General features: G+C 54.6%; 26 protein-coding genes. 15 read left to right on the forward strand and 11 right to left on the reverse strand.

Annotation, left to right across the window (positions count from 1 at the left end):
* Window positions 1–64: 64 nt before the first annotated feature.
* The 4 genes from SH139x_RS13485 to SH139x_RS13500 form a co-directional block, all read right to left on the reverse strand.
* On the reverse strand, window positions 65–988 hold the full coding sequence (locus tag SH139x_RS13485) for a hypothetical protein (protein ID WP_488355717.1): 924 nt from the start codon (window positions 986–988) through the stop codon (window positions 65–67).
* Window positions 945–2,138 carry a hypothetical protein gene (locus tag SH139x_RS13490; RefSeq protein WP_488355718.1) on the reverse strand — a complete coding sequence of 398 codons (1,194 nt, stop codon included), beginning with the start codon at window positions 2,136–2,138 and terminating at the stop codon, window positions 945–947. The genes SH139x_RS13485 and SH139x_RS13490 overlap by 44 nt, the downstream gene beginning before the upstream one ends.
* Before the next feature lie 5 nt (window positions 2,139–2,143).
* Complete coding sequence (gene lexA, locus SH139x_RS13495; RefSeq protein ID WP_146438404.1) at window positions 2,144–2,797, reverse strand: transcriptional repressor LexA; 654 nt, start codon at window positions 2,795–2,797, stop codon at window positions 2,144–2,146.
* A gap of 201 nt (window positions 2,798–2,998) precedes the next feature.
* A complete protein-coding gene (locus SH139x_RS13500; RefSeq protein ID WP_488355719.1) occupies window positions 2,999–3,331 on the reverse strand; it encodes a hypothetical protein in 333 nt (110 codons plus the stop codon).
* A 65-nt stretch (window positions 3,332–3,396) separates the two neighbouring features.
* On the opposite strand from SH139x_RS13500, the gene SH139x_RS13505 reads away from it, so the two are divergent.
* Complete coding sequence (locus SH139x_RS13505) at window positions 3,397–4,476, forward strand: terminase gpA endonuclease subunit (protein WP_488355720.1); 1,080 nt, start codon at window positions 3,397–3,399, stop codon at window positions 4,474–4,476.
* A gap of 277 nt (window positions 4,477–4,753) precedes the next feature.
* Here SH139x_RS13505 and SH139x_RS13510 read toward each other — a convergent pair whose 3' ends face one another.
* The 3 genes from SH139x_RS13510 to SH139x_RS13520 all read right to left on the reverse strand — a co-directional run bounded on the left by SH139x_RS13510 (window position 4,754) and on the right by SH139x_RS13520 (window position 7,446).
* Window positions 4,754–5,029, reverse strand: coding sequence for a hypothetical protein (locus tag SH139x_RS13510; protein ID WP_488355721.1), 276 nt, complete (start codon window positions 5,027–5,029; stop codon window positions 4,754–4,756).
* A gap of 109 nt (window positions 5,030–5,138) precedes the next feature.
* Window positions 5,139–5,681, reverse strand: a complete 543-nt coding sequence (locus SH139x_RS13515; RefSeq protein ID WP_488355722.1) for a hypothetical protein — start codon at window positions 5,679–5,681, stop codon at window positions 5,139–5,141.
* 946 nt (window positions 5,682–6,627) lie between these two features.
* Window positions 6,628–7,446, reverse strand: coding sequence for a S1 family peptidase (locus tag SH139x_RS13520; RefSeq protein WP_488355723.1), 819 nt, complete (start codon window positions 7,444–7,446; stop codon window positions 6,628–6,630).
* A gap of 468 nt (window positions 7,447–7,914) precedes the next feature.
* Here SH139x_RS13520 and SH139x_RS13525 point away from each other — a divergent pair, with 468 nt between their 5' ends.
* The 8 genes from SH139x_RS13525 (at window position 7,915) to SH139x_RS13560 (ending at window position 15,807) form a co-directional block, all read left to right on the forward strand.
* Entirely contained in the window at window positions 7,915–8,292 is a 378-nt protein-coding gene (locus SH139x_RS13525) for a BlaI/MecI/CopY family transcriptional regulator (RefSeq protein WP_488355724.1), read from the forward strand.
* A gap of 12 nt (window positions 8,293–8,304) precedes the next feature.
* Complete coding sequence (locus SH139x_RS13530; RefSeq protein ID WP_488355725.1) at window positions 8,305–11,574, forward strand: M56 family metallopeptidase; 3,270 nt, start codon at window positions 8,305–8,307, stop codon at window positions 11,572–11,574.
* Window positions 11,575–11,683: 109 nt separating this feature from the next.
* The gene (locus SH139x_RS13535) at window positions 11,684–12,853 is read left to right on the forward strand and encodes a hypothetical protein (protein ID WP_488355726.1); all 1,170 of its coding nucleotides are present in this window, start codon (window positions 11,684–11,686) and stop codon (window positions 12,851–12,853) included.
* Window positions 12,854–13,094: 241 nt separating this feature from the next.
* Window positions 13,095–13,865 carry a hypothetical protein gene (locus tag SH139x_RS13540; protein ID WP_488355727.1) on the forward strand — a complete coding sequence of 257 codons (771 nt, stop codon included), beginning with the start codon at window positions 13,095–13,097 and terminating at the stop codon, window positions 13,863–13,865.
* Entirely contained in the window at window positions 13,837–14,097 is a 261-nt protein-coding gene (locus SH139x_RS13545; RefSeq protein WP_488355728.1) for a hypothetical protein, read from the forward strand. Before SH139x_RS13540 ends, SH139x_RS13545 begins: the two co-directional genes overlap by 29 nt.
* Window positions 14,094–14,900 carry a radical SAM protein gene (locus SH139x_RS13550; RefSeq protein WP_488355729.1) on the forward strand — a complete coding sequence of 269 codons (807 nt, stop codon included), beginning with the start codon at window positions 14,094–14,096 and terminating at the stop codon, window positions 14,898–14,900. The genes SH139x_RS13545 and SH139x_RS13550 overlap by 4 nt, the downstream gene beginning before the upstream one ends.
* Window positions 14,897–15,307 (forward strand): hypothetical protein, encoded by a 411-nt coding sequence (locus SH139x_RS13555; RefSeq protein ID WP_488355730.1) that lies wholly within the window; start codon window positions 14,897–14,899, stop codon window positions 15,305–15,307. Before SH139x_RS13550 ends, SH139x_RS13555 begins: the two co-directional genes overlap by 4 nt.
* A gap of 206 nt (window positions 15,308–15,513) precedes the next feature.
* Complete coding sequence (locus tag SH139x_RS13560; protein WP_488355731.1) at window positions 15,514–15,807, forward strand: hypothetical protein; 294 nt, start codon at window positions 15,514–15,516, stop codon at window positions 15,805–15,807.
* Window positions 15,808–15,890: 83 nt separating this feature from the next.
* Here SH139x_RS13560 and SH139x_RS13565 read toward each other — a convergent pair whose 3' ends face one another.
* A complete protein-coding gene (locus SH139x_RS13565) occupies window positions 15,891–17,132 on the reverse strand; it encodes a lipase family protein (protein ID WP_488355732.1) in 1,242 nt (413 codons plus the stop codon).
* Window positions 17,125–17,694, reverse strand: a complete 570-nt coding sequence (locus tag SH139x_RS13570; protein ID WP_488356173.1) for a hypothetical protein — start codon at window positions 17,692–17,694, stop codon at window positions 17,125–17,127. The genes SH139x_RS13565 and SH139x_RS13570 overlap by 8 nt, the downstream gene beginning before the upstream one ends.
* On the opposite strand from SH139x_RS13570, the gene SH139x_RS13575 reads away from it, so the two are divergent.
* From SH139x_RS13575 to SH139x_RS13585, 3 genes are all read left to right on the forward strand, one after another.
* Window positions 17,665–19,332 (forward strand): AAA domain-containing protein, encoded by a 1,668-nt coding sequence (locus SH139x_RS13575; RefSeq protein WP_488355733.1) that lies wholly within the window; start codon window positions 17,665–17,667, stop codon window positions 19,330–19,332. The genes SH139x_RS13570 and SH139x_RS13575 overlap by 30 nt on opposite strands.
* A gap of 456 nt (window positions 19,333–19,788) precedes the next feature.
* Window positions 19,789–20,259, forward strand: a complete 471-nt coding sequence (locus SH139x_RS13580; RefSeq protein ID WP_488355734.1) for a helix-turn-helix domain-containing protein — start codon at window positions 19,789–19,791, stop codon at window positions 20,257–20,259.
* A 3-nt stretch (window positions 20,260–20,262) separates the two neighbouring features.
* The gene (locus tag SH139x_RS13585) at window positions 20,263–20,832 is read left to right on the forward strand and encodes a PIN domain-containing protein (protein ID WP_488355735.1); all 570 of its coding nucleotides are present in this window, start codon (window positions 20,263–20,265) and stop codon (window positions 20,830–20,832) included.
* Between the two features lie 36 nt (window positions 20,833–20,868).
* Here SH139x_RS13585 and SH139x_RS13590 read toward each other — a convergent pair whose 3' ends face one another.
* Both SH139x_RS13590 and SH139x_RS13595 read right to left on the reverse strand, forming a co-directional pair.
* A complete protein-coding gene (locus SH139x_RS13590) occupies window positions 20,869–21,213 on the reverse strand; it encodes a hypothetical protein (RefSeq protein ID WP_488355736.1) in 345 nt (114 codons plus the stop codon).
* Window positions 21,210–21,494 carry a hypothetical protein gene (locus SH139x_RS13595; RefSeq protein WP_488355737.1) on the reverse strand — a complete coding sequence of 95 codons (285 nt, stop codon included), beginning with the start codon at window positions 21,492–21,494 and terminating at the stop codon, window positions 21,210–21,212. The genes SH139x_RS13590 and SH139x_RS13595 overlap by 4 nt, the downstream gene beginning before the upstream one ends.
* A 26-nt stretch (window positions 21,495–21,520) precedes the next feature.
* Here SH139x_RS13595 and SH139x_RS13600 point away from each other — a divergent pair, with 26 nt between their 5' ends.
* The 3 genes from SH139x_RS13600 (at window position 21,521) to SH139x_RS13610 (ending at window position 23,723) form a co-directional block, all read left to right on the forward strand.
* On the forward strand, window positions 21,521–22,714 hold the full coding sequence (locus tag SH139x_RS13600) for a recombinase family protein (RefSeq protein ID WP_488355738.1): 1,194 nt from the start codon (window positions 21,521–21,523) through the stop codon (window positions 22,712–22,714).
* The gene (locus SH139x_RS13605; RefSeq protein ID WP_488356017.1) at window positions 22,714–22,917 is read left to right on the forward strand and encodes an HNH endonuclease; all 204 of its coding nucleotides are present in this window, start codon (window positions 22,714–22,716) and stop codon (window positions 22,915–22,917) included. The genes SH139x_RS13600 and SH139x_RS13605 overlap by 1 nt, the downstream gene beginning before the upstream one ends.
* 224 nt (window positions 22,918–23,141) lie before the next feature.
* Window positions 23,142–23,723 carry an ECF-type sigma factor gene (locus SH139x_RS13610; RefSeq protein WP_488355739.1) on the forward strand — a complete coding sequence of 194 codons (582 nt, stop codon included), beginning with the start codon at window positions 23,142–23,144 and terminating at the stop codon, window positions 23,721–23,723.
* The last annotated feature ends 100 nt before the right edge of the window (window positions 23,724–23,823 follow it).

Genomic DNA, 23,823 nt, shown 5'->3' on the forward strand with positions numbered 1-23,823 from the left:
CCGCCCTATCCCCAGACCTTCCAAGTTCTGGTTCTGAAAGTCGGAGCCAATCGAAAAGAAAGATTTAGCGAAGTTGTCTGGCCGGCAAACGCAAAACGGCATCCAGATCATCAGCAGTCTGCCAAAGCAATCGCAGTTGATCGGCAGAGGAGTCGCTAATGCAGCGGCTGACATCGGACTTTGACATTCCGGTCCGTCGCGCGAGCTCTTGTTGCGTGGGTCGGGGTAGCAGTTCCCCGGTGGCGTGAGCATGGTCAGCAGCACTCCGCAAATGCTGCGTTAACTCTTGAACCAACGTTTCGATCTTCGCGGTGCGCGACGATCGACGTGGTTGCGGTTTGGACGCTGGCAATTCCGATTCACAGAACTCGCCGAGGCGATCTTCCACCGCTTCCCAATCGAGTCGCAAACCGTCTTCCGAGAATTCGACGATGTCCTGAATGCCAATCACCAGGTTAGGGATCATCGCAGCAAGACTCTCTGCTGAGCTGGCCAACGGCGTAAAAACCAGCGATCGTTGCCGGCGACCAAGCTGTTCGACGATGCTCGCTTTTAACTCCAAGCCCAGGCGACGCAAGAACAGCAATTCCCGACTGCGTCCCTCGAGTGTGCGTCGGCCGATATGCCACAAGAGATCCGAGTCGATCGGTTTGATCGCGAGTCGTGTATCGACAAAGAGATGTTCCAGTAGCTGCTCGGTATCGAAGACGAGCTGATCGAGCGATTCTGAATGGACCTCCGCCGGACCACAGCGTTCGCAAACGATAAAGCCATGCCGGCTGCCTTCACGATCTGTTGAATAAATGACTGGCTGGTGCTCGCCACAGTCCTTGCACTGCTGTTCGGTCGCCGGCGTGGTCGTTTTGACCAAGCGATGGCGATGAAAAACAGCAAGTTGGTCATGATGAGAAAGCTGGGCGTCCCGGACGGTGAACGCCGGTGGGCTAAGCTCCCACCGAGACCAAATTGGGCTCGTCCGTCGGCGCATCGTCGACTCCCCACATACGAAGGTGCTTCTGGACAATTTCGGCACGGTCCGGCGTCAGACTGCGTAAATTGCAACTACCGGGGGTGATGCGAATGATCCGGCCACCGGCTCGGGCATAACGTGTGGCTGGGAATACAAATCGGATCCCGACGGAATTCACGCTGAAGTTTGCAAGCACATCATGCGACGAGCGAAGCTCCTCATTGATCGCCCGGTGGATCGTATCGGTTTCGTCGTGTTTGTTGATGTCCGTTGAAATCCGTCGACGTGTCGATGGATTGAACATCTTGATCTCTTCGATTCGGACCCGAATTTCGTCTGCCGGATCGGTTGGCAGTGGCGTGTTTGGATCTTTCAAGTGATCAATGTAGTAGCCGCTTTCGTCCTCGTAGGGTGGCAACTGCCAGCCAAGCACCGTGCGTGAGAACATTGGCTCCAGTCGCTCTTTGTGGGCCTTCGGCAGATTCGCGCAGAGTTCAAACGATCCGGCGTGACGCTCATAGGCAAAGATAATGTCGAGGGTCGGCCGAATCGACACGGTCGCCAATCGTCCCTGATCGTCGTGCATATTGTCGCTGCGGACAAAGTCGTCGGGATGGACGATGAAGTAAACAATGCCGTTGTTTTCCAGTCGCTCGACGGTGACGTGCTGGCCTCGTCCTTCTTCACGCAGCATGTTGGAGACCGCGTTACCGAGTTGCTCAGCCGCGTCGCCCGCGATTTCAACGTTGGCCGGCACTCCGTTTCGTTTCCGCCAGAACGTCGCTTCTTCCAAATGCAACAACGTCGTAGCCGCGTGGAGAATCTCCCACTCGTGCAAACGAACCCACATCGCACGTCCGTTAAGATTGAGTCCATCGGGAATTCGAGACATCAAATCCGGCTCGCCGTGCATCCGTGCTGTATCCTCGATCGCCCGCATTCCCGCTTCGCTGGCGAACGAACGAATGGTCCGCAAATCAATCTCGGCATCTTTGCGAATACTCGACGGCAGCTCATCCAGATGCACGATCATAGGTTCGATTTCGTTTTCACCCAGCGTCTCCCACGGGATATCGAACGGCCCAGGAATATGATCATGGAACCATCGCTTGAGGAGCTCGTTGGGAATCACGCGAAGCAAGGTGGACAACGGAGTGGGTTGAGGCATGACAGCTAACTTTCAGATTTCTTGGTGACACAAATAACCTTTCCAAGCACACGAAAGTCGCTATCAGGTTGAATCTCGATCGGCTTGTATTTCCGGTTTTCCGGCAACAAGCGAATCGCTCCGTCGTTCAAATCGAGTCGCTTCACGGTTGCTTCATCATCGATCAACGCGACCACGATCTCACCGTTTTCGGCAAGCTGCTGTCGTCGAACGATCACGATGTCGCCGTCTCGCATGTCCGCGTCCTTCATGCTGTCACCGCTGATCGACAAGGCGAAGCATTGGCTGCGACCGACCAGGTCGGAAGCAACCATGACTTCACCCAAACAATTCTCTTCGGCGAGCATTGCCGGGCCAGCTTTCACCACACCGAGCATCGGCACACTCGTCATTGATGCGAGCGTTTGACTTGGCCGACGGACCACCCGCAAGCTGCGAGCCTTGCGGGGCTGTCGAGCGACATAGCCCTTGCGTTCCAGTTGCAGAACCAATTGGTGGGCGCTGGCGGCGCTGATACCGAGCCGGTCACCGAGTTCGGTCATCGTGGGTGCGATGCCATGGCGATCGATCGCGGCGGACAGCTCGTCGAGTGCTCGCGATTGGCCTTCGGTGATTTCGGTCTGGCGTGGTCGTCCCCGGCTTGGCTTGGCTCGCTTCATGAATCGGCATCCTTGGCGGTTAGATGTGGCGGCTTGACTTAGCGCTGATAGACTTCGTTTCGTGCTACAACAAATCTAATCATTCCGATTATTCCGACAAGCGAAAATTTGCTATCAAATGCTTTTGTGCCGTAATTTGCAGGAAAAGAATTTTGAATTAGCGCTGATAAACGAAGTGGACATCGAGCCGCGAAACAACGTTCAGTTCAACGCCGCGTTCATTTGCACCGCCGGCTGACTCCGGATTTGTCCCGGTCGCAGGTTGGCTTTGAACATCGGTTTTCCGCCGATGTTGGTCGTCTTGATTCCTTCGACGGCCGGGAGGAATTCATAGATCGAGGACTGAAACCACGGCCGACCGCTGTGATCACAAAGCGACCCTAGGAGCAGCGGCATGATGAATTGCTCGCGTGGTTTACAGGGGGAAACGCCGTTGCAGTGATCGTCGAGTGCGATTTGGTGCAACTTCGCCGGTGGGTGTGGCCGCTGCCGTGATGCGGCCTTCTCAACATCACCCATCGACGGAGTGAACATGCCTGTTTCAGCACCCTCTCAGCCCAAAACCACATCCACGGTTCCGACGCTCACCGAAGACCCGTTTGCCCAAACGGTCATTCGCCGCGCCGTCAGTCGCCTTTTACGTTGCCCCGAATTCGCACCGCACGAATCCGAAGACCTGCATCAAGAGCTGCAGGCACAAACTTCAGGACGAAGCCGCGTTCTTCGCCGAATACCAAAACGAACCGCTGCCAGAAGAAACCGTCGGCGCCGATCAACTGACCGCCGACCAAGTCGCCGCCAAAATCAACAACCTTCCGCGACGCCGCGTCCCGATCGCCGGCAACCATCTGACCGCTTTCATCGACGTCCAAGGCAAACTGCTCTTCTACGTCGTCGCCGCCTGGGAAGACGACTTCACCGGTTACGTTGTTGATTACGGAACCTACCCTGATCAACAACGAACCTACTTCACGCTTCGCGACGCGCGGCACACGTTGGCCACCGCCGCTGAGGGCACCGGACTCGAAGGCAGTATCTACGCCGGCCTTGAATCGTTGACCGACGTGCTCCTCGGTCGCGAGTGGCAACGTGACGATGGTGCAGCGATGAAAATCGGTCGCTGTCTGATCGACGCCAACTGGGGACATTCGACCAATGTCGTCTATCAGTTTTGCCGGCAAAGTTCCCACGCTTCGGTCCTGCTTCCGTCGCACGGCCGATTCGTCGGTGCCTCGTCCAACCCATTTAGCGAATACAAACGCCGGCCTGGCGATCGAGTTGGACTCAACTGGCGAGTTCCAACGATCCACGGCAAACGAGCCATTCGCCACGTGATCTACGACACGAACTGGTGGAAATCTTTCACGCACGCGAGACTCGCTGTCGCGATGGGCGACCGAGGCTGCCTGTCCAACTTCGGCGATCGCCCCGACCAACACCGCATGTTCGCCGAGCAAGTCACCGCCGAATACTACATCCGCACCGAAGGTCGTGGCCGAACCGTCGACGAATGGAAAGCACGTCCCGAGCAACCCGATAATCACTGGCTGGACTGCCTTGTTGGCTGCGTTGTCGCAGCGTCCATGCAGGGTGCGCTGTTGTTTGGCACAGACGGCCCCGCCCTCCCCAAACGCGAGCGAGTAAGTTTTAGGGAGCTTCAACGAAAGAAAAGAAGCTAGCACAAGAAGCAAAAAGCTGCTCCGATCGATGGATCCTGAATGCTTTTGCGACAGCGGTTTCGGTGTTTCTGTGCTGGCGACACCGATGCGATTTCGGCCGGAAGCTTCACGCTAGCGGTCGATGCATCCGATGTTACAAAAGATGACCAAGCGATGAACTCTTATAGGCTCACCAGAAGCCCTTAATTCCGCACCCCCCAGGATCCGAATCGGTACAACACTCACGCCTTGAACAGCAGCGTGCCAAATAAAACTTGGGGTTCGTCTCGGTTCGGCATCAACTGGAGTAGTACATGTAGATCGGTAATCCAAGCAATACCAGCCATCCAAACGCCGCGATCAGAAACTCAGGCGAGGACTGATCGATCGTGCCTCCCTTCCCAACGTATCCAGTAAACTCGCTGAGGTCTTCCGCAAACCAAATGAGCCCGAGCGGCGGGACCAGCAAGATCATCATTCCTGGGATGGCGACGAACCCTGCCATGAAGACCGAGATTGAGGTGTAGACGATTACCAAGCACAGCGCTGCAATTTTACTCAGCGTGATTGCCATTTCGGTGCCTCGCTTAGAAACGACTGAAAACTCAAGTTGGCCAACCAACACATTGTGAGCGCGCAACACATCAATGACTCGGAATACCTGCTCGAATTCACTCAGTTTGCTACTTGCTAAGCGATTTTCCCGCCTTTGTTTTGTCAGCTACTATTAACTGGGCAAGCAATTCCGTGTAAACGGGAGACAGGTCCCCGGCTTTGTGCTTTGCAATTAGCGATGCGGCCAGTCCACCAGCTTGGATTCCGACTTCGTTCATAAAGGCCTCTGCCTCGGCGATTCTCTTCCCGGCGTTTTCGCTTTGCGCGCCTGATTGCAAGTCGGTTTCTTCGTCGATAGAAACCATCAAGAATCCAGGCACGTCCTCTCGAATCTGAGTGATCCCTTTCTCTACCTGTTCACGAACAGCATCGATGCCGATGTCGGGCTGCTTTTCCTTCATCAACTCCATCGTCACATCTACCATTGCTTGTTTCAGCGTTTGGCTTTCCTTTAGTGAAGCGTTCTCCGCTGCCGCCGTATCCGGCTTTGCCGGTGATTCAGCGGGATCCGTTGACGGTTGTCCTACATCGACCGGGGGCTCTGGCTTGCCGCAGCCCGCGAGGAGTATCAGCAGCAATACAATCGTTATGTAGCTTGGCATCCGCAGCATCTCGTATGTCTCCGTGGCTTACGACAATCGTGTTTCGATTTGAGTGGACACGGATCGTCAACGCAACTGTTTCGGTTCGACCTTTCAGAGTTCCATTTCGTTCTCGTTGCGAGTCCAGATATTGGATCTCTACCTCGATACCTCGGTGGGACTCCGCAGGTTAAACGACTTGGCTACAAATCCCTCTCGATCCGGTCCGGCATTCTGGAGAAGACTGCGTCGAACCATTTCGGCGAACTCGCACGTGTCGATGCAACCGACAGCAGGATGAACGACAGCTGCAAGGGCTCGTTGGATGCCCGCGCGAATCCCGCGACAAGACTGCAAAACGTAAGGGCTTACTGGATTTCGGTCCAGGATGAGCCAGCACCAGTCCATCGTGACATACAGTTCCAAGGTGACTAGCCAAGCAGCTGTAGCAGCAATAGGGGCCCCAAAAAGACAGTCAAACCCGACACAACCAATGATGCGAGCGCACTCCGCACTCGACGCAACCGCCAAAGCCAAGCAGAGTAGAGCAAGCCCGCACCGCATACGAAGAACAGTGCGGTGGAAGCAACGACGTACGGCGGAAGCCCCATCTGATTGTCGATTAGGAATCGAGCATTTTGATACCCGTTCCACGCCGTTGTGCAAATCAAGCCAATCCCCAGGACAAGGGTCAGCCAGAACATTGAACCGCAGACGATCGAACGCTGTCGCGTTGAATCGGGATCGTCTTGGGGCGGTGAGTAAGGATTTTCCGTCAACGCGACTTCCAGGATGTAAGAGTCGGACGAATTGTAAACTTAAGGATTTAGCTGCACAATTGCCTGAAAACGTCGTCCCATTTCTGATGAAACTGCGTAGCAGCGCATTCGCTAGCTCCACGCGGCCGATGCACCCGCTGCCACCAAGGGCAGGATCGACTGGACAAACCGGTTCACAAGAAATTCACCAAATCGGGTCAGCGGTTCGTTGCCTCTCTCGGCTCGGCTTGCTGAGCCTTCCGTTGCAGTTTCTCGTAGAAGTCGGAGTAGCGTTTCGCGATCGTGTCGTCAGGGCAAACTTCGATCGCGTGCATCATACTGGCGTGCAAGACCACGAACCTTTTATTCATTTCTTCCGGCGGAATTTTACCTTCCTGGCTGAACAGTCGTTGCATTGCTGCAAAGGTCGTCTTCAGACAAGCTCTTTCTGTTGCAAACGGATCGGGCGATTCTTGGGGTGGTTGAATCTCGGAATCGGTGAACAGTTCGAGCAGAGACTGAGTTGGGATGCATCCATGAAGAATCATTTGGCCGTTTAAGTCATTCGTCCTGGCAACCATGCCAAGTACGTTTCCCGATTCATCCAGGACGGGAGCACCACTGGAACCCGTTGCGTACTCCGCGGAGATGAACATCGTCCGGGTGGAATAATGACTGGACAGGCGTGAAACGATACCCTCGCTCAAATAGTGCGGGGCGGTACGTGGGTGGCTCACGACAGCGACGCGGGTTCCAACTCGGTTATCTGTTCCCAAACGCAACGGCCTGAAACCGGAGCCATCCACTCGGATAACAGCCGCATCGTCTTTTTGACTTGAGGCAAGGACTTCCACAACGGGATAGGTTTTACCTTCTGCGGTCGAAGCCACCAGACGAGAAGTGGGGCCGATGGATTCAATCACGTGGCGGTTAGTAAGCAGAACGCCCTCGTCCGTGATGGCGAAACCTGTTCCCACCGGTGTGACGTGGAGCTTTCCGCATCCTTCGCAGTCCCTGACTTCAGCAAGGCTGAACACGCTCCGGCCGCATTGACGATAGAGTTCACGCAGCGAAAGTGATGCCGCGGAGCGATCCTCTTGCGGAAAGTCCAGTTTGTAAGACTTTCGGTCCAACTGCTTGGCAAGATCACCGCCGGAGACCAGAACCCCCTTCTCTTCAAACGCCCTGGCTTCGGATGTTTGTCGATCTCGGAACTCTCCATCGTCAAAGAATCGGGGAGCCCTGGCAGCACTGTCGTTCTCGCTGTGCTGTGCCCACAAGCTGCTAATGCCGAAAGTGAAAATGCCCAGGGCCTGGATAAGAGCAATTCGAAGCATCATCGTAGGTTGGTAACTCTCAACGGAGGACGTCAGTCTTTGGGACAACTCGCGCCTTCACCACAACCGGCAGTCACCGGTCCGAAAGGGTGTCTCACAACAGCGTTCCTTCAATGTCCACTACAAGCGTAGTTGACTCAAGCCCACTACACGTGTAGTATATTGTCCATGAACGAGCCAAATATCTCTGAATCCGAATGGGCAGTCATGGAGGTGCTCTGGGAAGCCTCGCCACAGACAGCGTCCGAGGTCACTCGAGCTCTGAGTCCATCCACCAACTGGGCCGAAAACACCGTGCGCACGCTCCTCACCCGACTGGTGAGAAAGCGGGCATTGAAGATCGGCAAAAATAAGTCCGGCCCGCAGACGTTTCGGCCGTCTATCTCGCGCGAGAAATGCGTCAAAGCTGAGAGCGATTCATTCGCTCAGCGCATCTTCGGGGGAGCGGCCAAACCTCTCATCATGCATTTTGCTCAAAACAGCCGCCTCACAGCCGAAGAAGTTGCGGAGCTAAAGCGAACCCTCGACGAATCACTCAAATCCTAAGCGTGAGCGAGCATGTCAATGATTCCAATATTCAGCTGGGTGCTCGCTGCCTCAATTCGAGCGTCGCTTCTGGTGCTGGTCGTCCTGCTTTTGCAGCGACTGCTGCGGTCTCGGCTATCTGCGAAGTGGAAGTATGCACTTTGGACACCAGTCCTTTCGGCAATCCTGATCCCGGCCCAACCGCTGTTGCCGTATTGGCAATGGCCGATCGCCAATGAGAGCCAGACAACTTCGCCAGTGTTGGGATCCGAGCAAAAGTCGATGCCGACAGACACCAACCTTGCCGCCGCTGAGTCCGTTGACCAGTTCGTGGCGTCGGAGGTGGATATCGCAATCTTGACGCCTGCAAATCCTGCAGCAAGAGCACTTGCCAGCGGAGATGCGGAAATCGCATTCAGCGACGTCGGAGAAACTGAACTTTCAAGGAGCGTCGCGTCGAGTCACCAAGCTTGGAACTGGTGGACAATACTCGCTGCCGGATGGCTGCTTGGTGCTGTTTGTTTAGGCGTTGTCGTATGGATTTCCTACGCCGCAACGCTCCGCCGAGTTCGGCGTCGAGCGATTTCAGTTGATCAAGTTGATCTTGCCCGTGTTCGGTGCGTGGCAGAAGAGATTGAGCTGCGTTGCCCGCCGCGCGTTTTGCTTTCGCCGGAGGTGAAAGCTCCATCTGTGTGCGGCGCACTTCGTCCCGTGCTGCTGCTCAACGAGAGCTTTTTTGAGATGCTGTCGAGGGAGGAGGCCGAGTTCGTGTTGAGGCACGAACTGATGCACATTCGGCGTGGAGATGTATTGCTGAACACCATGCTGTTTGGATTGCTCTCTCTGCACTGGTTCAATCCACTGCTCTGGTATGCATTCTTTCGCGCCGCAGCAGACCGCGAAGCAGCATGCGATGAAGACGTACTGCACGCCGAGTCGCCTGCTCGACGTGTTGCCTATGGAAAGACGCTCTTGCGGATAGAAACCGAACTGCCAAAGTCAGGCTTGTGTCTAGGTTTTGTTGGAATGGTGCAAAAGGGGAAACACATCCGTGAACGAATTCATTTCATTTCGAACCCCAACCGGATGCGGTTGTCGGTGAAATCTCTCGCCCTGCTCTGCATGTGCGTTACAGCGATTCTGGGCATTGCAAAATCAGCAGAGCCCCAGTCGAAACCGCAAACGCAGTCAAAACCGCAAACACAGCAAGCCACTGTGGCGAAAGAGGATCGCACATCGAACGAAAATGAGAAAACGCCGCAGGCGAACGCAACGAATGCGGAGATCATCTCAATCAGCACCGTCGGGTCGCGTGCTGAACTCCAAACAGATACAGACATCGTCCGCTATAAAGGCCACTTTTACATTGCGTTCGCTAAACCAACCGGCGAACGTCAGAATGCGATTCACATTCTGCAATCCGTCGATGGTCGCGATTGGAATTTAGCTGCGACGCTTCGTTCCGAGCTCGAAGAACGACGCCCCGACGTCACCCATTCGACTCACTACTCAGGTAGGCCCGTCTGGTTCTCCACAATGCCATCAGGACGACTCTGCGTGACGGGTCGAGCGTCCGAAAAGACGATCGTGTGGTCGACAGACGACGGTGCCGACTGGCGAGAGGAACTCGATATCAATCTTAGCAGGTCATACAGCCGTGTTCACTGGCAAAACGACCGAGCGTATTGCGTATCCGATGAAAGCTCAAGTTGTGGGGAAAAGTTCGAGTTCTTCCGACTTGAATCTGCCGGCGAAGGCTCAGCACCGAAGACAGTTTACGAGCTCTCTCACAACTCACACACCCTAACAGGACCGCGCGAATCGCAGCTTGCATTCGCCGCGGACCAAGCGTTTTGCCTGCTCAGTTTCAAGACTTACGATTTTGACAAAGTGCGCCGCTGGTTAATTCCCAGCGACTCGTATGCCGCCGGGCGATTCGGCGTTTCCCAGGCTCCCTATACCGAGTGGACATGGACGCCAACCGACCTGAACTTCGGTCATCCCAACCTCTTAGTTCTGAATGACGCGAGTGTTGTCTCTTCCGTATTCGTCAACGGTGACGAAGCCCATAGCGCGCTTTGTCGGATTGACCCATCCACGGGCCAAATGACCGAGCTTCTGCGACTTCCGACCGGCGACATCAGACAACCGGTGGGCATGGCGGAACATGACGGGCACATCTGGGCCAGCTTTTATGATGCGTCCCAAGAAGGCGAGAAACCAGCCATGTTGAAGGTCGCAAAAATCAAGCTGGCAAACCAGTCACAGATGGCCTTTTCAGAGCAACCCACCTCCAAGGGAGAGTGGACGTACAAGAATGGGAAACCTGAGAGTGTCACCTTCTTCTACGGGACGGAATTGACGGCCAAGGAAATGGATCAACTTTCAAAGTGTATGAGTCTCACTCAAGTCGTCATGGGATACGCGGGAGTTAACTCCGAATACGTCGTAATTGAAGGCGATCTTCTGAAGCTTGGGCGATTGAAAAACCTGAAGGACGTCCATTTGAACAAAGACGGAATTAACGACGATGACCTCAAGTTTGTCGCCCTGCTGCCAAAGATCCACACTCTCGAATTCAACGCCGACAATGGGTATGACAACGCGCCAATTTGCACGGATCGCTGCGCCGACCATCTTCGCTCCGCAAAGACGCTTCGGAGCCTGGTGATCCACGATGGGCAGTTTACGGACAAGTTTGTCGCGAAAATCACCGAGGGCCTGTCCAACTTAGAAGTCCTGTCACTTAATTCAGCGGAATTGACGGACGAATCACTTCGACTCATTGCAGATGGATGCAAGAAACTGAAGTCCCTTTCGATCGCATCCGACCACTTCACTGCTGAAGGCCTCAAGCACCTCGACAAGTTGAAGGATTTGGAGGTACGGGCAGTGAGTTCGCCGGCCCTCAGCAAGAGGAATGATCCAAAGGAAATCTTGAAACTCTTAGGAACGTGGGAATACGTGTCGACGACTTATGAAGGAAAGCCAAGTGAATTCGGAAAAAATGAAACGATCACACTAACAGAAGATAGTTGGACGCTGCGACGTAACGGCAAACTCATCAGTAGTTCCACTTGGGAAATCGATTCTACGAGGAGCCCTAAGTGGCTGACGCAATTCACCCGAGGAGGCAAAGTCAATTTCCTGGACAGATGGTTGTACAAATTCGACGGGGAACAGCTTGTGCTCTGTAAATCGTCGTGGATGGACGAGCGTCGACCCAAGGAATTCACCTCTCGAAAAGGCGATAAGCAATACTTGGTCATCCTGCGTCGAAAGGACTTGGGAGAAACGGATTGATGATGGTCTTAGCTTGATCGTCAGTCCCATAGGTCCCAGCGTGCGACCATCATGCAGATCGATCGTCGCGCAATTTAACAACAGATTCATACAGAAATGAAATGAGACTATGAAACATCATTCGATTCAGCCAAACGCAACAGTGCTTTCCACTTTCTTCGCCATCGGTCTCTGTCTTCTCTGTGTAACGGCGCGAGCCGATGACGATTCCGAGCTGCACGATTACACGAATCTCGATGCGAATTATCAGCGTCTGTTAGCCTTCAAGCCAAAGAAGGACCCCAAGACCGGCTTCATTGTTGGCGGGATGAATACGACTGAAACGATCCGAGGCCTAAAGGAGATCAATGGAATCACGATTGCCGATCTCGAAAGTTCAATGAGGGCGGGGAAACTCTCGAAGGCAGGATTTCTCGGTGACAAGGAACGGTTACTGGAGATCATGGCTGCGGACAACGACTGGGTTGTAAAAGCACGTTTGACTCACCAGGAAATTGCCCGTCATTTGCGCGTACTTGCTGTCGTTTCGTTAGGGGAATCCAAACCGTTCATTTACCACGGGACTCGATTGCGAGCGAAGAAGATTCAATACGATGGCTTTCAGGAATCGCCATTTAAGGATGGCACCAAGGCCAGCGTTGATGTTGCACTGGAAAACTTGGAGAACGGGGAGTGGATTCGGTATTCGGAGCTTGTACCCATGATGATCGAGCGGTACGGCTTCTACGAAGGCAAGGGAACACAGTATCGCGTCGATCCGAAGCAAGTCGTCAAGTTACTTTCCTTCTTGGAAGTGCGAGGCGAGGCGAAGCCTGCCTCGAACGCGACGGCCTCGAAGGAATCACAGTGCGCATCCGCCACTGCCATCATCGATGGGTGCGAACTCGGGGGCAAGATCATGCAGGTTGGGATGGAACCGGTGCATGGAAGGTGGGCTCCTTTGCACGCAGTCATCGAAATCCAGAATTCGTCCGACGAGGAACGAAAGCTGTCCTTCTTTTGCCAGATCATCTCGCAAAACAGCAAGAATCCCAGCGACGCTTTTGTGTTCAGGGGGCGGACCTACGAAATGACCATTGCTCCTCGCGAGACGGTTGTTCGGGAGTTCCCCTTCATCGATCCGATGGCCAGTATGCCAGTCGGTTACATGAAGGACACGGTAGCGATCAGGATTGCTCGAAAACCCTTTGAGAGATATGGCGACCACATCGCCATTGAGCCTGGCAAGAAACTTGAAGTCGGCGATGATCCCGTCACGATCGCCGTGAAAGCCGAGTAGCGTGGCTAAGCAAAACCGATCGTTCGCGCAGCGAACCTGAAGAAAGACCTCGATGTTGCCGCGAAGGAGATCAAGGAGTTCTGCGTCACCCAGTGAGAGCTCTTCCGTCTAGATCGCGGAGGCCTATTTCCCTGGGACTTCCTCTATGCCGATGGACAACTCAAGCTTCTTGATGACCGCTAAAGTGAACTCGATTGACCGCCATTGCCAACGGACAAATCTATTCCTCAGGAACCAGCGTATGCCCAGCCCGCCGTCGAAATTAGTGGTTGTGTTATTACTGTTCACCGTGATTTCATGGCAGGAACAATTGCCTGCTTCCGAAAAGCGTGAAGACGTGGCGCAGAGTCCGCGAGCAGTCGTCGCTCGGTGGCTTGAGTTACATCGCACTGGCCAGCGTGACGAGGCGTCAGCCCTCACTACTGGGGCGCCCAACCATCGAGCCGACGTCCTGCTATCGTCCAAACGTGACACGGGCGTGCGTGTAACGCGATCTCTGGGTAACCAGCGGGTGGCGGCAGTCGTCACCAGCTCACGGGACGACGATCGTGACGCTCAGGAGGTGCTGTTGTTCTGGCTCGTGCGGCGCGACGGCGAATGGCGGATCAACAAATCAGATTCGTTCAATCGAGCGGTGGTCGACGAGCGGCTGCGGGGTTTTCTCGAGGCGGGAGACGTGCGATGGCATGTTCAACGTGACCAGTTATTAGGCAAATGGGAAGCCGCGGCCTGCATGCCGCCCGGGAGTGACGGCGTCACGGCCTGCGCCAGCGAGCTTCAATTCGTTAACCACAATCGATATCATTTGGGATTCTGGGGACCAGGTGGATCGGATCCCACGTACGACCTGAAAGGGAAGTGGCGAATTGCCAGCGACAAGATCATGCTGTCGCATCAAGATCGAACCTACGAGTGCGTCGTCACGTGGCTGCGTCACGATCAGCTGGCAATCGAGTCCGCTGATGGAAAAATCCGAGCCGTGTATGAACGCACAATTGCGGCTCACGAATAGAAACCAATATCGGGACATTCTGCAAGCGATCCGCTGGGACGAATCGCTCAAGGTCGAAGAGCATTGGGATTTCTTCTGGCGATGCAAAGTGGCTGGCGTCAATGTAGCCTGCGACGTCTCCCATTCATTCAAGCACGAACACATCGATCCGCCCGGTTACCAGCGGCGTCGTCCCCAGTTCCTGAAACGCGGGCTCAACAAACACGGATTGGAAAAGGTGATCTGGCGATGATTGAGCTGCCTGCCCTGGAATACCATGTCACCCACGGCTGCAACCTGTCCTGCCAACAGTGCAGCCATTACAGCAACTTTCACGTCGTAGGAAAACTCCCGACGGTCGAAGATGCCGACGCGGAGTATGCAAGATGGTCGCATCGGTTGAAGCCGACACGCTTCCCATTGCTGGGCGGCGAGCCACTTTTGAATCCGCAGGTCATCGGACACATTCAGCTTGCCAGACAGCATTGGTCTGATAGCCATCTGATGTTGGTCACGAACGGTTTCTTTTTGCACCGTTTTCCCGAGTTGCCGGAAGTCCTGCTGGAAACGAATTGTCGCCTCGAAGTCAGTCAACACGGAACTCATGAAGCCTACGTGCATCGGTTTCGCGAGGTGAAGCATCTCGCCTGGCGATGGCGTGAAGAGTACCCGGGCATCCAGATCAAGATCCGACAGTCGCATCGAGGTTGGATGCGGCAATACAAAGTTGAGGATGGCAAGCCGCTCCCATTCGATTCGAAGTCCGCCGCGGCCTACCGCGTATGCATGCAGAAGACCTGCACGCAACTCTACCGATCGATGCTTTGGAAATGTCCCGCGCTCGCCTACTTCGGACAGCTTGACGAAAAGGTGAAGTTGCATCACCTACCGCAGTGGCAGCCGTTTCGCGATTACCAAGCCTGCCCACCTGATGCCACCGATTCTGAAGTACGCCGATTCTTGCAAACGAAAGCTATTGCTCAGTGCGGCCTTTGCCCATCGAACCGCACCAAGTTTGTTCATCCAAACCCATTGCAACGGAGTGTCCTGCGATGACCCCGCATGATTCGTTCGAACCCGAAATGCCGCCGCCTCCATTCATCCCGCCGTTCGATCCACCGGGGAGCGAATCGCCGTCGTTGCCCGCCGATCCCGATCCGCCCGAAGGATCCAGCACCGACGACGAAACATCCAGTTCGGGATCGCGGCCCGATTGGTGGCCCGTGGATTGGCCGTGGCCGCCGGAGCCAGAAGAACCCGTCGTGATCGAAGCCCCGCCACCAATCCACACTTGGCCGCGACTGCCGCCCGACCATCCGTACCACGTGCCGCCCGGCTATTCCGCTCCCAACAATCTGCCACCCGGCCACCCCGGCGAGTACTACCCCGACATGCCGCCTTATCCAGTAGTTCATCCCGTTCCTAACGACCAAGACTCATCGAATGATGGCAGCGCGTCCTGACCGTCGTCACGCTGTCGACTGACAACCTGCAAAAATCAAAATCGAGAAACTTCCCAAGCCGGCTAACCGCCGGCTTTTTTCGTTTCTGGACAGAACCAACATCCAGCTTGCTGAAACCAAGGCGTCTCGATAGGTTCGGGACAAGGCCGAAGCAAGACCGCCACGCCGCTATAAAACCAAACCAAAAACATGGGGCGAACAAACCGATGTCCGAACCACTTCTAAAGATCCCGAATCATCATTCCGCAACCTGCGGCGATCCACCGATCATCAATGGTGCGGAAGGTCGTTGCTACATCGGCTACTTTGAGAACGAACATGGCGAGCAATGGATCTTCACTCGCGACCGAAAAACTGGAACTGCCACACTCCATGGTGGTGACATTGGATGGAACAAGGCGATTGATGTCTCATCGGGACAGACCAATGACCTGATTTTGAATCCCTCAGAACAAGATTGGCTTCGTGCGTGCTTGAGGGCCAGCGGCGCATTTTCTTGATCAACGAATTAAGAACTACTGCCGTTGCGTCTTTAGCTACAACCGGGAACCTGTGCTACCCGTAGACGCCGCGGAGGGGCGGGCTACCAGACGACCTGTTCGAAGAGGTAAAAAATCGCTCTGCCAAGAAGAAAAAGAGAAAGACCCACAGTCGCAAATAGGAGCAACCAAACCACCAGAGCGAGCAGCTTGCAAATGAGCCGAGCCCAGCTTTCGTACATAAGCTTTACCAGCCAGGGCAAATGCTCTCCTTGGCTTCCGTCGCCAATCGCTGGGGCCTCGTCATTTATCAAAAATGGGCGCCAATGCTCCCGGACAAAATCGGGGTTGAAGTATAGGCCGTGACCGCCTTTGACCCCACCTTTAGCTTTGTGAAAGCGGTTGGTCACGAAGCCTTCCGAGAACCCGGTTGCTCCAGCCATCCCGTAATGCCACCCAAACGCTGCACCAATAACGGGCCAGACATCACCGGTTCCGCAATCGTTCAAAATGAATTGTTTGGTCGCTCGATCACCATCTCCAACACGACGCTTAAGCTCGGACCAATCGTGTCGATCATTTGCCACTGAGCCACAGAAAACAATCTTCCAAAGTTCAATGTTCTTATCCTTTTCCAGGACCTTCAGCGTCACATACGTCCCAAAACTATGTGCGATCAACGACATCCGAGCATTGGGATACTCATGACGCAGCGATTGCAGCTCTTTCAGCACTCGCTGTACGGCTGCCCCTGAAAGGTCAACTGGACATAAGAAGCGTGATGCCAGGTACTTGCCATATCGAATTTGTTCGACGACTGTGCCAGCTTCGACCAGATGCTCGCTAACGTTGGACTGCCACGCTCCGATATCCCTAATCCCGTGTATCAAGACGATTACGTGCTCTATCTCAAAACGCGACTTGCCAAAATTTGGATCGGCTACCTTCGTCGACGACATTGGCAAAACGGAAGCGTTCTCGGGCGTGGGGGGTAGATCGATCGCATTTATTTCGAGCTGAAAGACTTGATTTCCGATGTCAGCGGATTGTTTGACGATTGCTGGTACGACCGCCTCCACTCTGATCGCACCTGCCGCAGCTTGATCAACTTGAGAAATAATGCTCAGCTCCGATTCAAGCAACGCATCTACTTGCTTCAGTGAACTGCGATCAACATCCACTTCGCATTTAATTCGCTTTTCGGGGTTCTCTGCATCAACCCGGCACCGGACCGCGACGGGCGGATCAACCGCTGCCAATGAATCACGAAGATATCGCTCAAGATTGTTGGCAATCGCTTGCTCCTGAGCATATCCGTCGTCGTGCACGCTATCTCGATCAGCCACGGCGACCTGCCTTTAAGTAGTCGTCTGTGATGGTGCCGGCATATTCAAGCTGATCTTTTTGAATTTGAATCGACTGGTCGATCGTCCCCAGCGGAGCCGTAATAAAAACGTCGTCTGACATCTTGAACGCACGGAATCCTATCTTCTTTTCAAAAGTGTCTCGATCAAAGTCGAAGCTCATTCGCTGCTGGTCCACCGGAACCACAGCGAGGAACTCGGACTTGGCGTCGTTCCCTAGGTAGTCGTTTGCAAATTTCAAAAATGAGGTGCGTTTTACCGGAGCTGTCCGCACGCCGACGATAGCATTGAAGAGCTCTTCACGCACGGTTGGTGAATCGCTTTGTTTGTAGGCCTTCGCAAGATGCTCTGACAGGAGAGTCGTCCCGTAGATTCCGCTGACCGACAACCGGCTTGCCAAGAAGCGTTCAACCCATAAATCCGTGCGTCCACTTTGGATGTCGACCATGCGACCTTCCCAAAATGAATTGGGTTTGTTCTCGCCAGTGAAGATGGCAGCCTTCTTCCCAGCCGAATGCTGCGTTGGCACTACCGAAGCCGACACGAGTCGCTTATCGCAGTAAGTAATCGCCAATTCTACGATGACCGTCTGTTCATTGTTCCGAGTCCGCTGATCAGTGGAGGACCTCTGGGGCTAAAGCTCCGCTATGTGGCTGATGGATGGTACGATCGTGGCGCATCAAGGGTGAACCGAAATGAAGCCAGAGCTGTAGCTGACGCCGTGATGGAACACGCAGCGAAACGTCCGCAGATGTCACTTGGCGTCGCAACATTCAGTGCGGCTCAGCGAGATGCAATCATCGATGAGCTTGAAGTTCGCCGAAAGGAGAATCCGTCTGTCGAAGAGTTTTTTACCTTCGGCGGAATGGCACCCTTTTTCGTCAAAAGTCTCGAGAACGTTCAGGGAGATGAACGGGACGTCATCTTCATTTCTGTTGGCTACGCAAAAGATCAAGACGGCTACTTCGCACAGAATTTCGGACCACTCAATCGCAAAGGCGGAGAACGACGCCTCAATGTGCTGATCAGCCGTGCGTCGTCTGCCTGCGAAGTCTTTACCTCGCTCAAAGCGGATGACATCGACCTGAATCGCACCCAAAGCGAAGGCGTTTCAGCTCTGAAAATGTACCTCAATTACGCTGAGCATGGTCGGTTGGATGCGGTTCAGTCTCACGGTGACGCAGACAGCATTTTTGAAGAGCAAGTCGCAAAAGCCCTACGAAACCGAGGGCTTGAAGTCGATCATCAGATCGGTGTAGGGGGCTTCTTGATTGACTTGGCAATTCGAGATCCGGAAAGGCGAGGTCGATACTTGCTAGGCATCGAATGTGATGGTGCCCAATATCACAGTGCCAGATGGGTACGAGATCGCGATCGAATCCGGCAACAAATACTTGAGTCGAGAGGATGGATCATCCACCGAATTTGGTCCACGGATTGGTTCCAGCGACCTGAGGAACAATTGGCGAAAGTTATCGGCTCGCTCGCGGACGCTAAAAAGCACTGGGACGAAGTTGACAAGGCCGAAGCAGAGGCCGCTACCGTCATTCAGCAGCGAGTTACTGTGAAGCCAATCGATGAAGATGCCTTCTGGGAGCGGGTCGAAGTTTGCGAATCAGACGAAGATTACAAGGAAGGTAGCAATTCGTACCGGGAGGCAGCATTTGATGTCCGGGGATTCGACGGCGGACCAGCGGATCTCGCGGAAAACCAACTCGCCACATTGATCGACCGCGTCGTTCAAATCGAATCGCCAATTCACATCGACGAGGCGGGACGTCGGTGCATTTCGATTCTCGGTCGCGGCCGTCTTGTAGCGTCATTAAAAAGGAAACTGAAAGCGGCTGCGACGTTGTTGGCCAGCCAGCAAAAGCTTGAGCGGCGAGGGGAATTCCTGTACCGCTTTCAACAAGAAGATTTTCCTGTGCGAAACCGGCGAGACGCCAGCAACGCGGCTCTTCGGAAGGTCGAGAATATCGCGCCGGAAGAATTGCGTGCCGCTATCGTCGCGGTGGTTCGCGATCACATAGGGACCGACGAGGCCGAGACATTCAGTTCCGTTGCAAAAGCATTCGGAATGAGCAACAGCCAGCCGTTTCAGGCGGCCGTCCGAGCTGAGCTACTCCATCTGGCTCACGAAAAAACGATCGAAGAACGAGCCGGCAAGTTGTTTGTGGGGTGAATTGTCAGGGCTCACGTGATGCTGGCCCGTGTAAACCGAGACCCGCATGTCAAACAGAGACTTAGAGAGTTCTCGGGGTTGTCTCTGGGGTGCGGGGCGAACCAGGGTGGTTGGACTCGGCAGCCCGGAGTCTCTCGGCGAAAGTTGGAACTTGAGTATTGGCCGCCGCGGTGGCGAAAGACCGCGAAAAAGGGGGCGAAAACGAGAAACGCCCGCGGGTCATGCTGGACCGACGGGCGTTAACTGGTTCGCGAGAGTTTTCGCTTTTTGAAATTCAGCTCAAATTGGGTTTGGCTCGGTTTGACAGCGGGGTTAACCGAGAACGGCCAAAACCTTAGGAAATACCGTAAAAACGCGCTGGAGAGACCGCGGTTTTCGCAGTTGAACTCAATTTCGTTTGTTTCGTTTATTTGCTTTGTTGCGTTTGGTCGATACACTAGAGGTGGAGGCAAAACCATGAACGCAACACTGTCCGATCTACCCAGTACGCTCTCGCCAACGCCCGGTGACGCCGAGTTGGCGAAAGTCTCTAGCCGTGCAATCGCGGAACTTGTCGCTGACCAAAGTGAGGGCGGCATCCGATTGATCGCTAAGCTTGGAACGAAGGAAACTGAGATCGAGATTCCGCCGTCAGTGGTGCAGCTACTTGGCGCCTTGCTGACCGAATTTGCAAAAGGCAACGCGGTCACCATGTTCCCAGTGCATGCTGAATTGACGACGCAGCAGGCTTCGGATTTGCTTGGTGTGTCGCGGCCGTTCCTGGTCGACCAGCTTGAAAAGGGCGAACTGCCATTTCGCAAAGTGGGCACTCATCGACGCGTGCTGCTCAAGGACCTGATGGAGTACAAACAGTCGATGGACCGCAAACGCCACGAAGCACTCGACGAACTGGCTGCCCAGGCCCAAGAGCTCGACATGGGTTATTGAGCCTTGAGTCACTTCACCGTTGTTTACGATGCTTGCGTGCTCTTCCCCGCGCCGCTGCGGGACCTGTTGATGCAGCTTGCCATGACGGGGCTGTTCCGGGCGCGATGGTCTGCAATGATCCACGATGAATGGACTCGGAGTGTACTGCGAGTCCGGCCCGATCTTACGAGAGAACAACTGGATCGCACTCGTCAGTTGATGGACGCGCATGTGCTTGATGCAGTCGTCACTGGCTTCGAACCGTTGATCGAGGCTCTTGAGCTACCGGATCCCGATGATCGTCATGTTTTAGCCGCAGCGATCCGGTGTGGAGCCGATGCAATCGTGACATACAATCTGAAAGACTTTCCCGAAGACGCTTTGAGTGCGTACGGGATCGAAGCGATCCACCCAGACTCTTTCATTTTTAGCCAGTTGGATTTGGCACCCAGCGTGGTGCTGACCGCCGTCAAACAAACCCGCGCGAGACTGAAGAATCCGCCGAGATCGGCAGAAGAATATCTCGGCTGTCTCGGTGAGCAGGGGCTGACGCAAACCGTCAGCGAGCTGAGGCGTTCGATACAATTGATCTGACGCCACGATTGGATTGCCTTTCCGGCTTGCCAATGATCACATTCTGGAATGCCAAACCAGTAGTGCGGCAAGATAGAGGTGTCCTTCGGGAAACGGATCACAGAGCTCAACTGACGATGCGGAGATCGCAAATTGCTTCTTGCCGTATTCGACGATCAAATCAACGCCGAAACTAGCGTTCCTGGAAGGACTGGCGTCGACAACTGAAACGGGTTGCCCCAGCACGACCGCAGCGAAGGGGAAAGCGAGTTCTTGAATGGCCATGTCGACCAATCCCGCTCCCTGCTCGTCGCCATAACAGTCAACGGTTGCTTCCTCGTAGGCCTCTTCGATATCAGCATCGTCGCACTTGGCCAGCCATGTCGGGTAGACAATTTTCATGACTTTGACTCCGCAAGTTTTCGTAGTTCGTTATCGCAAATAAAGCCAACTTCATCGGCTCTGATCATCTCTGCAGCCCATTTCTTTGCATGTTCACCACCGGCAAGTTTGACAGCCTTGATGACTGGCTTCAGACAGTCTTCAATCTCATAACTCATCAAGCCCTCGTCACTGCAGGCGACCTGATAGCTACCCCGTTTCATTAGTTCGATGGAAAGCCGCTTGGCCTCCTCCAATTCTTCGTGCTGGATCAACTTCTTGAGCCCTTTCTCCAGGGCCATTTCCTTGATGAGGTCGATACTCGGAAGTGAATGACGAGCAAGAGATACCGTTTCGGCTGAACGTCGTCTATTCGCGGCAGTCGCGTTACGGTGGCGGTTCGTTCAGCTCGTGCGACGCTCAATACGCTATCTGCCACGACACCGCCACGTCGCTTGGTCTACCGGTGCATGATCACTTCGCTGACGAAGGGGAGTCGAGCGAAACATTGGATCGACCGGCGATGCAGGAGTTGATCAATGCCGTTCAAGAAGGCTTGATCGAACGGGTGATCGTTTACAAGGTTGATCGGCTCGTGAAACCTCTTGCTATGCTCGCCGAGTTGCTCGCGATTTTTGAAGAGCACGAAATTAAGTTGGTCGTCGTCACCGATCCCAACTTTGGGCAATCGGCGGCCAGCCGACTGGCCAGCAACATCGTTGCCGCGGCAAGTGAGTTTCAACAGGACCTCACTCGTGACCGACTGGCGGAGATGCGGACCGCGCTGAAACGTCACGGCAAACGTGTCGCGGGCCAGATTCCGTTTGGTTACATGACGGAGAGCGGTTCGTCGAGGCTGGTGCCGCACCCAGAACACGCGGTGGTGATTCGTGATATGTTCGCCCTGGCCGCTTGGGGGGCGACACCCAACTACATTGTCGCGATCGCGAATCACAGCGGCTGGCCCGATCGATACGGCAACAAGGAGAGATGGACAACGACGCGTGTCATGAAGTTGCTTTCCAATCGCACATATCTCGGTGAGATTCCGAACGGCGACTCGACGCTGCCGGGCGAGCATGCGCCGATTGTTGAACAGGATGTTTTCGAGCGCGCACAGCAGCACATTGTCGAGCGTCGAACGCGGAAGCCAGGTCGGCGGGAGAACCCTCACGAGTTTCTTCTACGCGGCATTTTGGTTTGCGGATTGTGCGAGCGGCCGATGTCGTCGAGCTATTCGCACCACCGGAACATCCGCTATTTGTACTACCGATGCCGGTCGCAAGCCGGCGGACGGCCGCCCTGTGCGAATGTCAGTGTCAAGCGACATGACATCGAGCAGTTTGTCATTGACGCTCTGGACGAGTCGGAAGTCGTTGATCCCGGCTTCATGGAAGGCTTGCGCGAGGTTTGGCAAAGCCTCGATCAGCATGAGCGGCGGCGTCTGCTGACTGGGAAGCCATCGTTCGACTTTACGAACATCGGCGACCCGGCCGCATGGACCTCAAAGCGTTCGTCTTAATGCACGACGGCTACCGATGCCGCCGCTGTGGGACGCGCGTTACCCATGAGACCTCACAAGCCGATCACATTAAGCCCGTGAGCCGCTTCGCCAGCTACAAGCAGGCAACCACCTTGGAGAATCTCCAGACTCTATGCCTGGAGTGCCACAAGTTGAAAACCTATCGTAGTAATCAAGACAGTCTGGAGAGCCGGATGCAGTGAAAGTTGCACGTCCGGTTCGGGGTTGGGGCCCGGGTGAAATTCCCGGGCCTACACCACGCGAAATTGGTCGTAGACGAACTGACAGAGGTGTCGTTGTCAGTCCTCTGGAAGGACGCTACCTTGACTCGGGGTTGGGACTATCGGGGTATTTCGCGAGGCACTTGAGCTTTAGTAGAATACAACGGACGTCGAGTTTCTACTTCTACCCCTGGCGGATCCAATCTATGGCAGACGAAGGGCAGCCCGCTGATGTAACTCGGATCCTACAGCGAGTTGCAAGCGGCGACCAATTAGCAACGGAGGAGCTTCTGCCGCTGGTCTACGAAGAGCTTCGGAAGCAGGCGACTCAGCAGATGGCTGGCGAGCGTGCCAACCATACGCTGCAAGCAACCGCGCTCGTGCACGACGCATATCTTCGTTTGGTTGGTTCCAGCAGTGAGATCAATTGGGATTCGGCTGGACATTTCTACGCATCCGCCGCTCTGGCCATGCGTCGCATTTTAGTGGACCACGCTCGTGCCAAGGCGGCCGAGAAGCGTGGTGGCGATCTCAAGCGGGTGGAACTGTCCGACTTCCGTACCCCCGCAGGAAAGAGGGGTATCAGCTCGGATGAATTGCTTGAGCTCGATGATGCTCTCGATAAACTTGAAAGTAAGGATGAACAGGTCGCTGAGCTCGTCCGCCTGAGACTTTATGCCGGCTTATCCGTAACAGAAGCCGCCAAGGCGCTTGGCATATCGCGAACCGTCGCCTACGAACGCTGGGACTACGCAACGAGTTGGTTCAAAGTTGAGCTGGCCGACTAGAAGGGGCTTCCCCAAACTCATATTTGCGGACTCGACGCTTTTCTTCAAAAACATCCGGACTTCCGCATTCTCGATTACGCATTTGAAACTGTTGGATATC

Source organism: Kothea flammea, assembly GCF_052161645.1.
Classification (GTDB): Bacteria; Planctomycetota; Planctomycetia; order Pirellulales; family Pirellulaceae; genus Laterigemmans.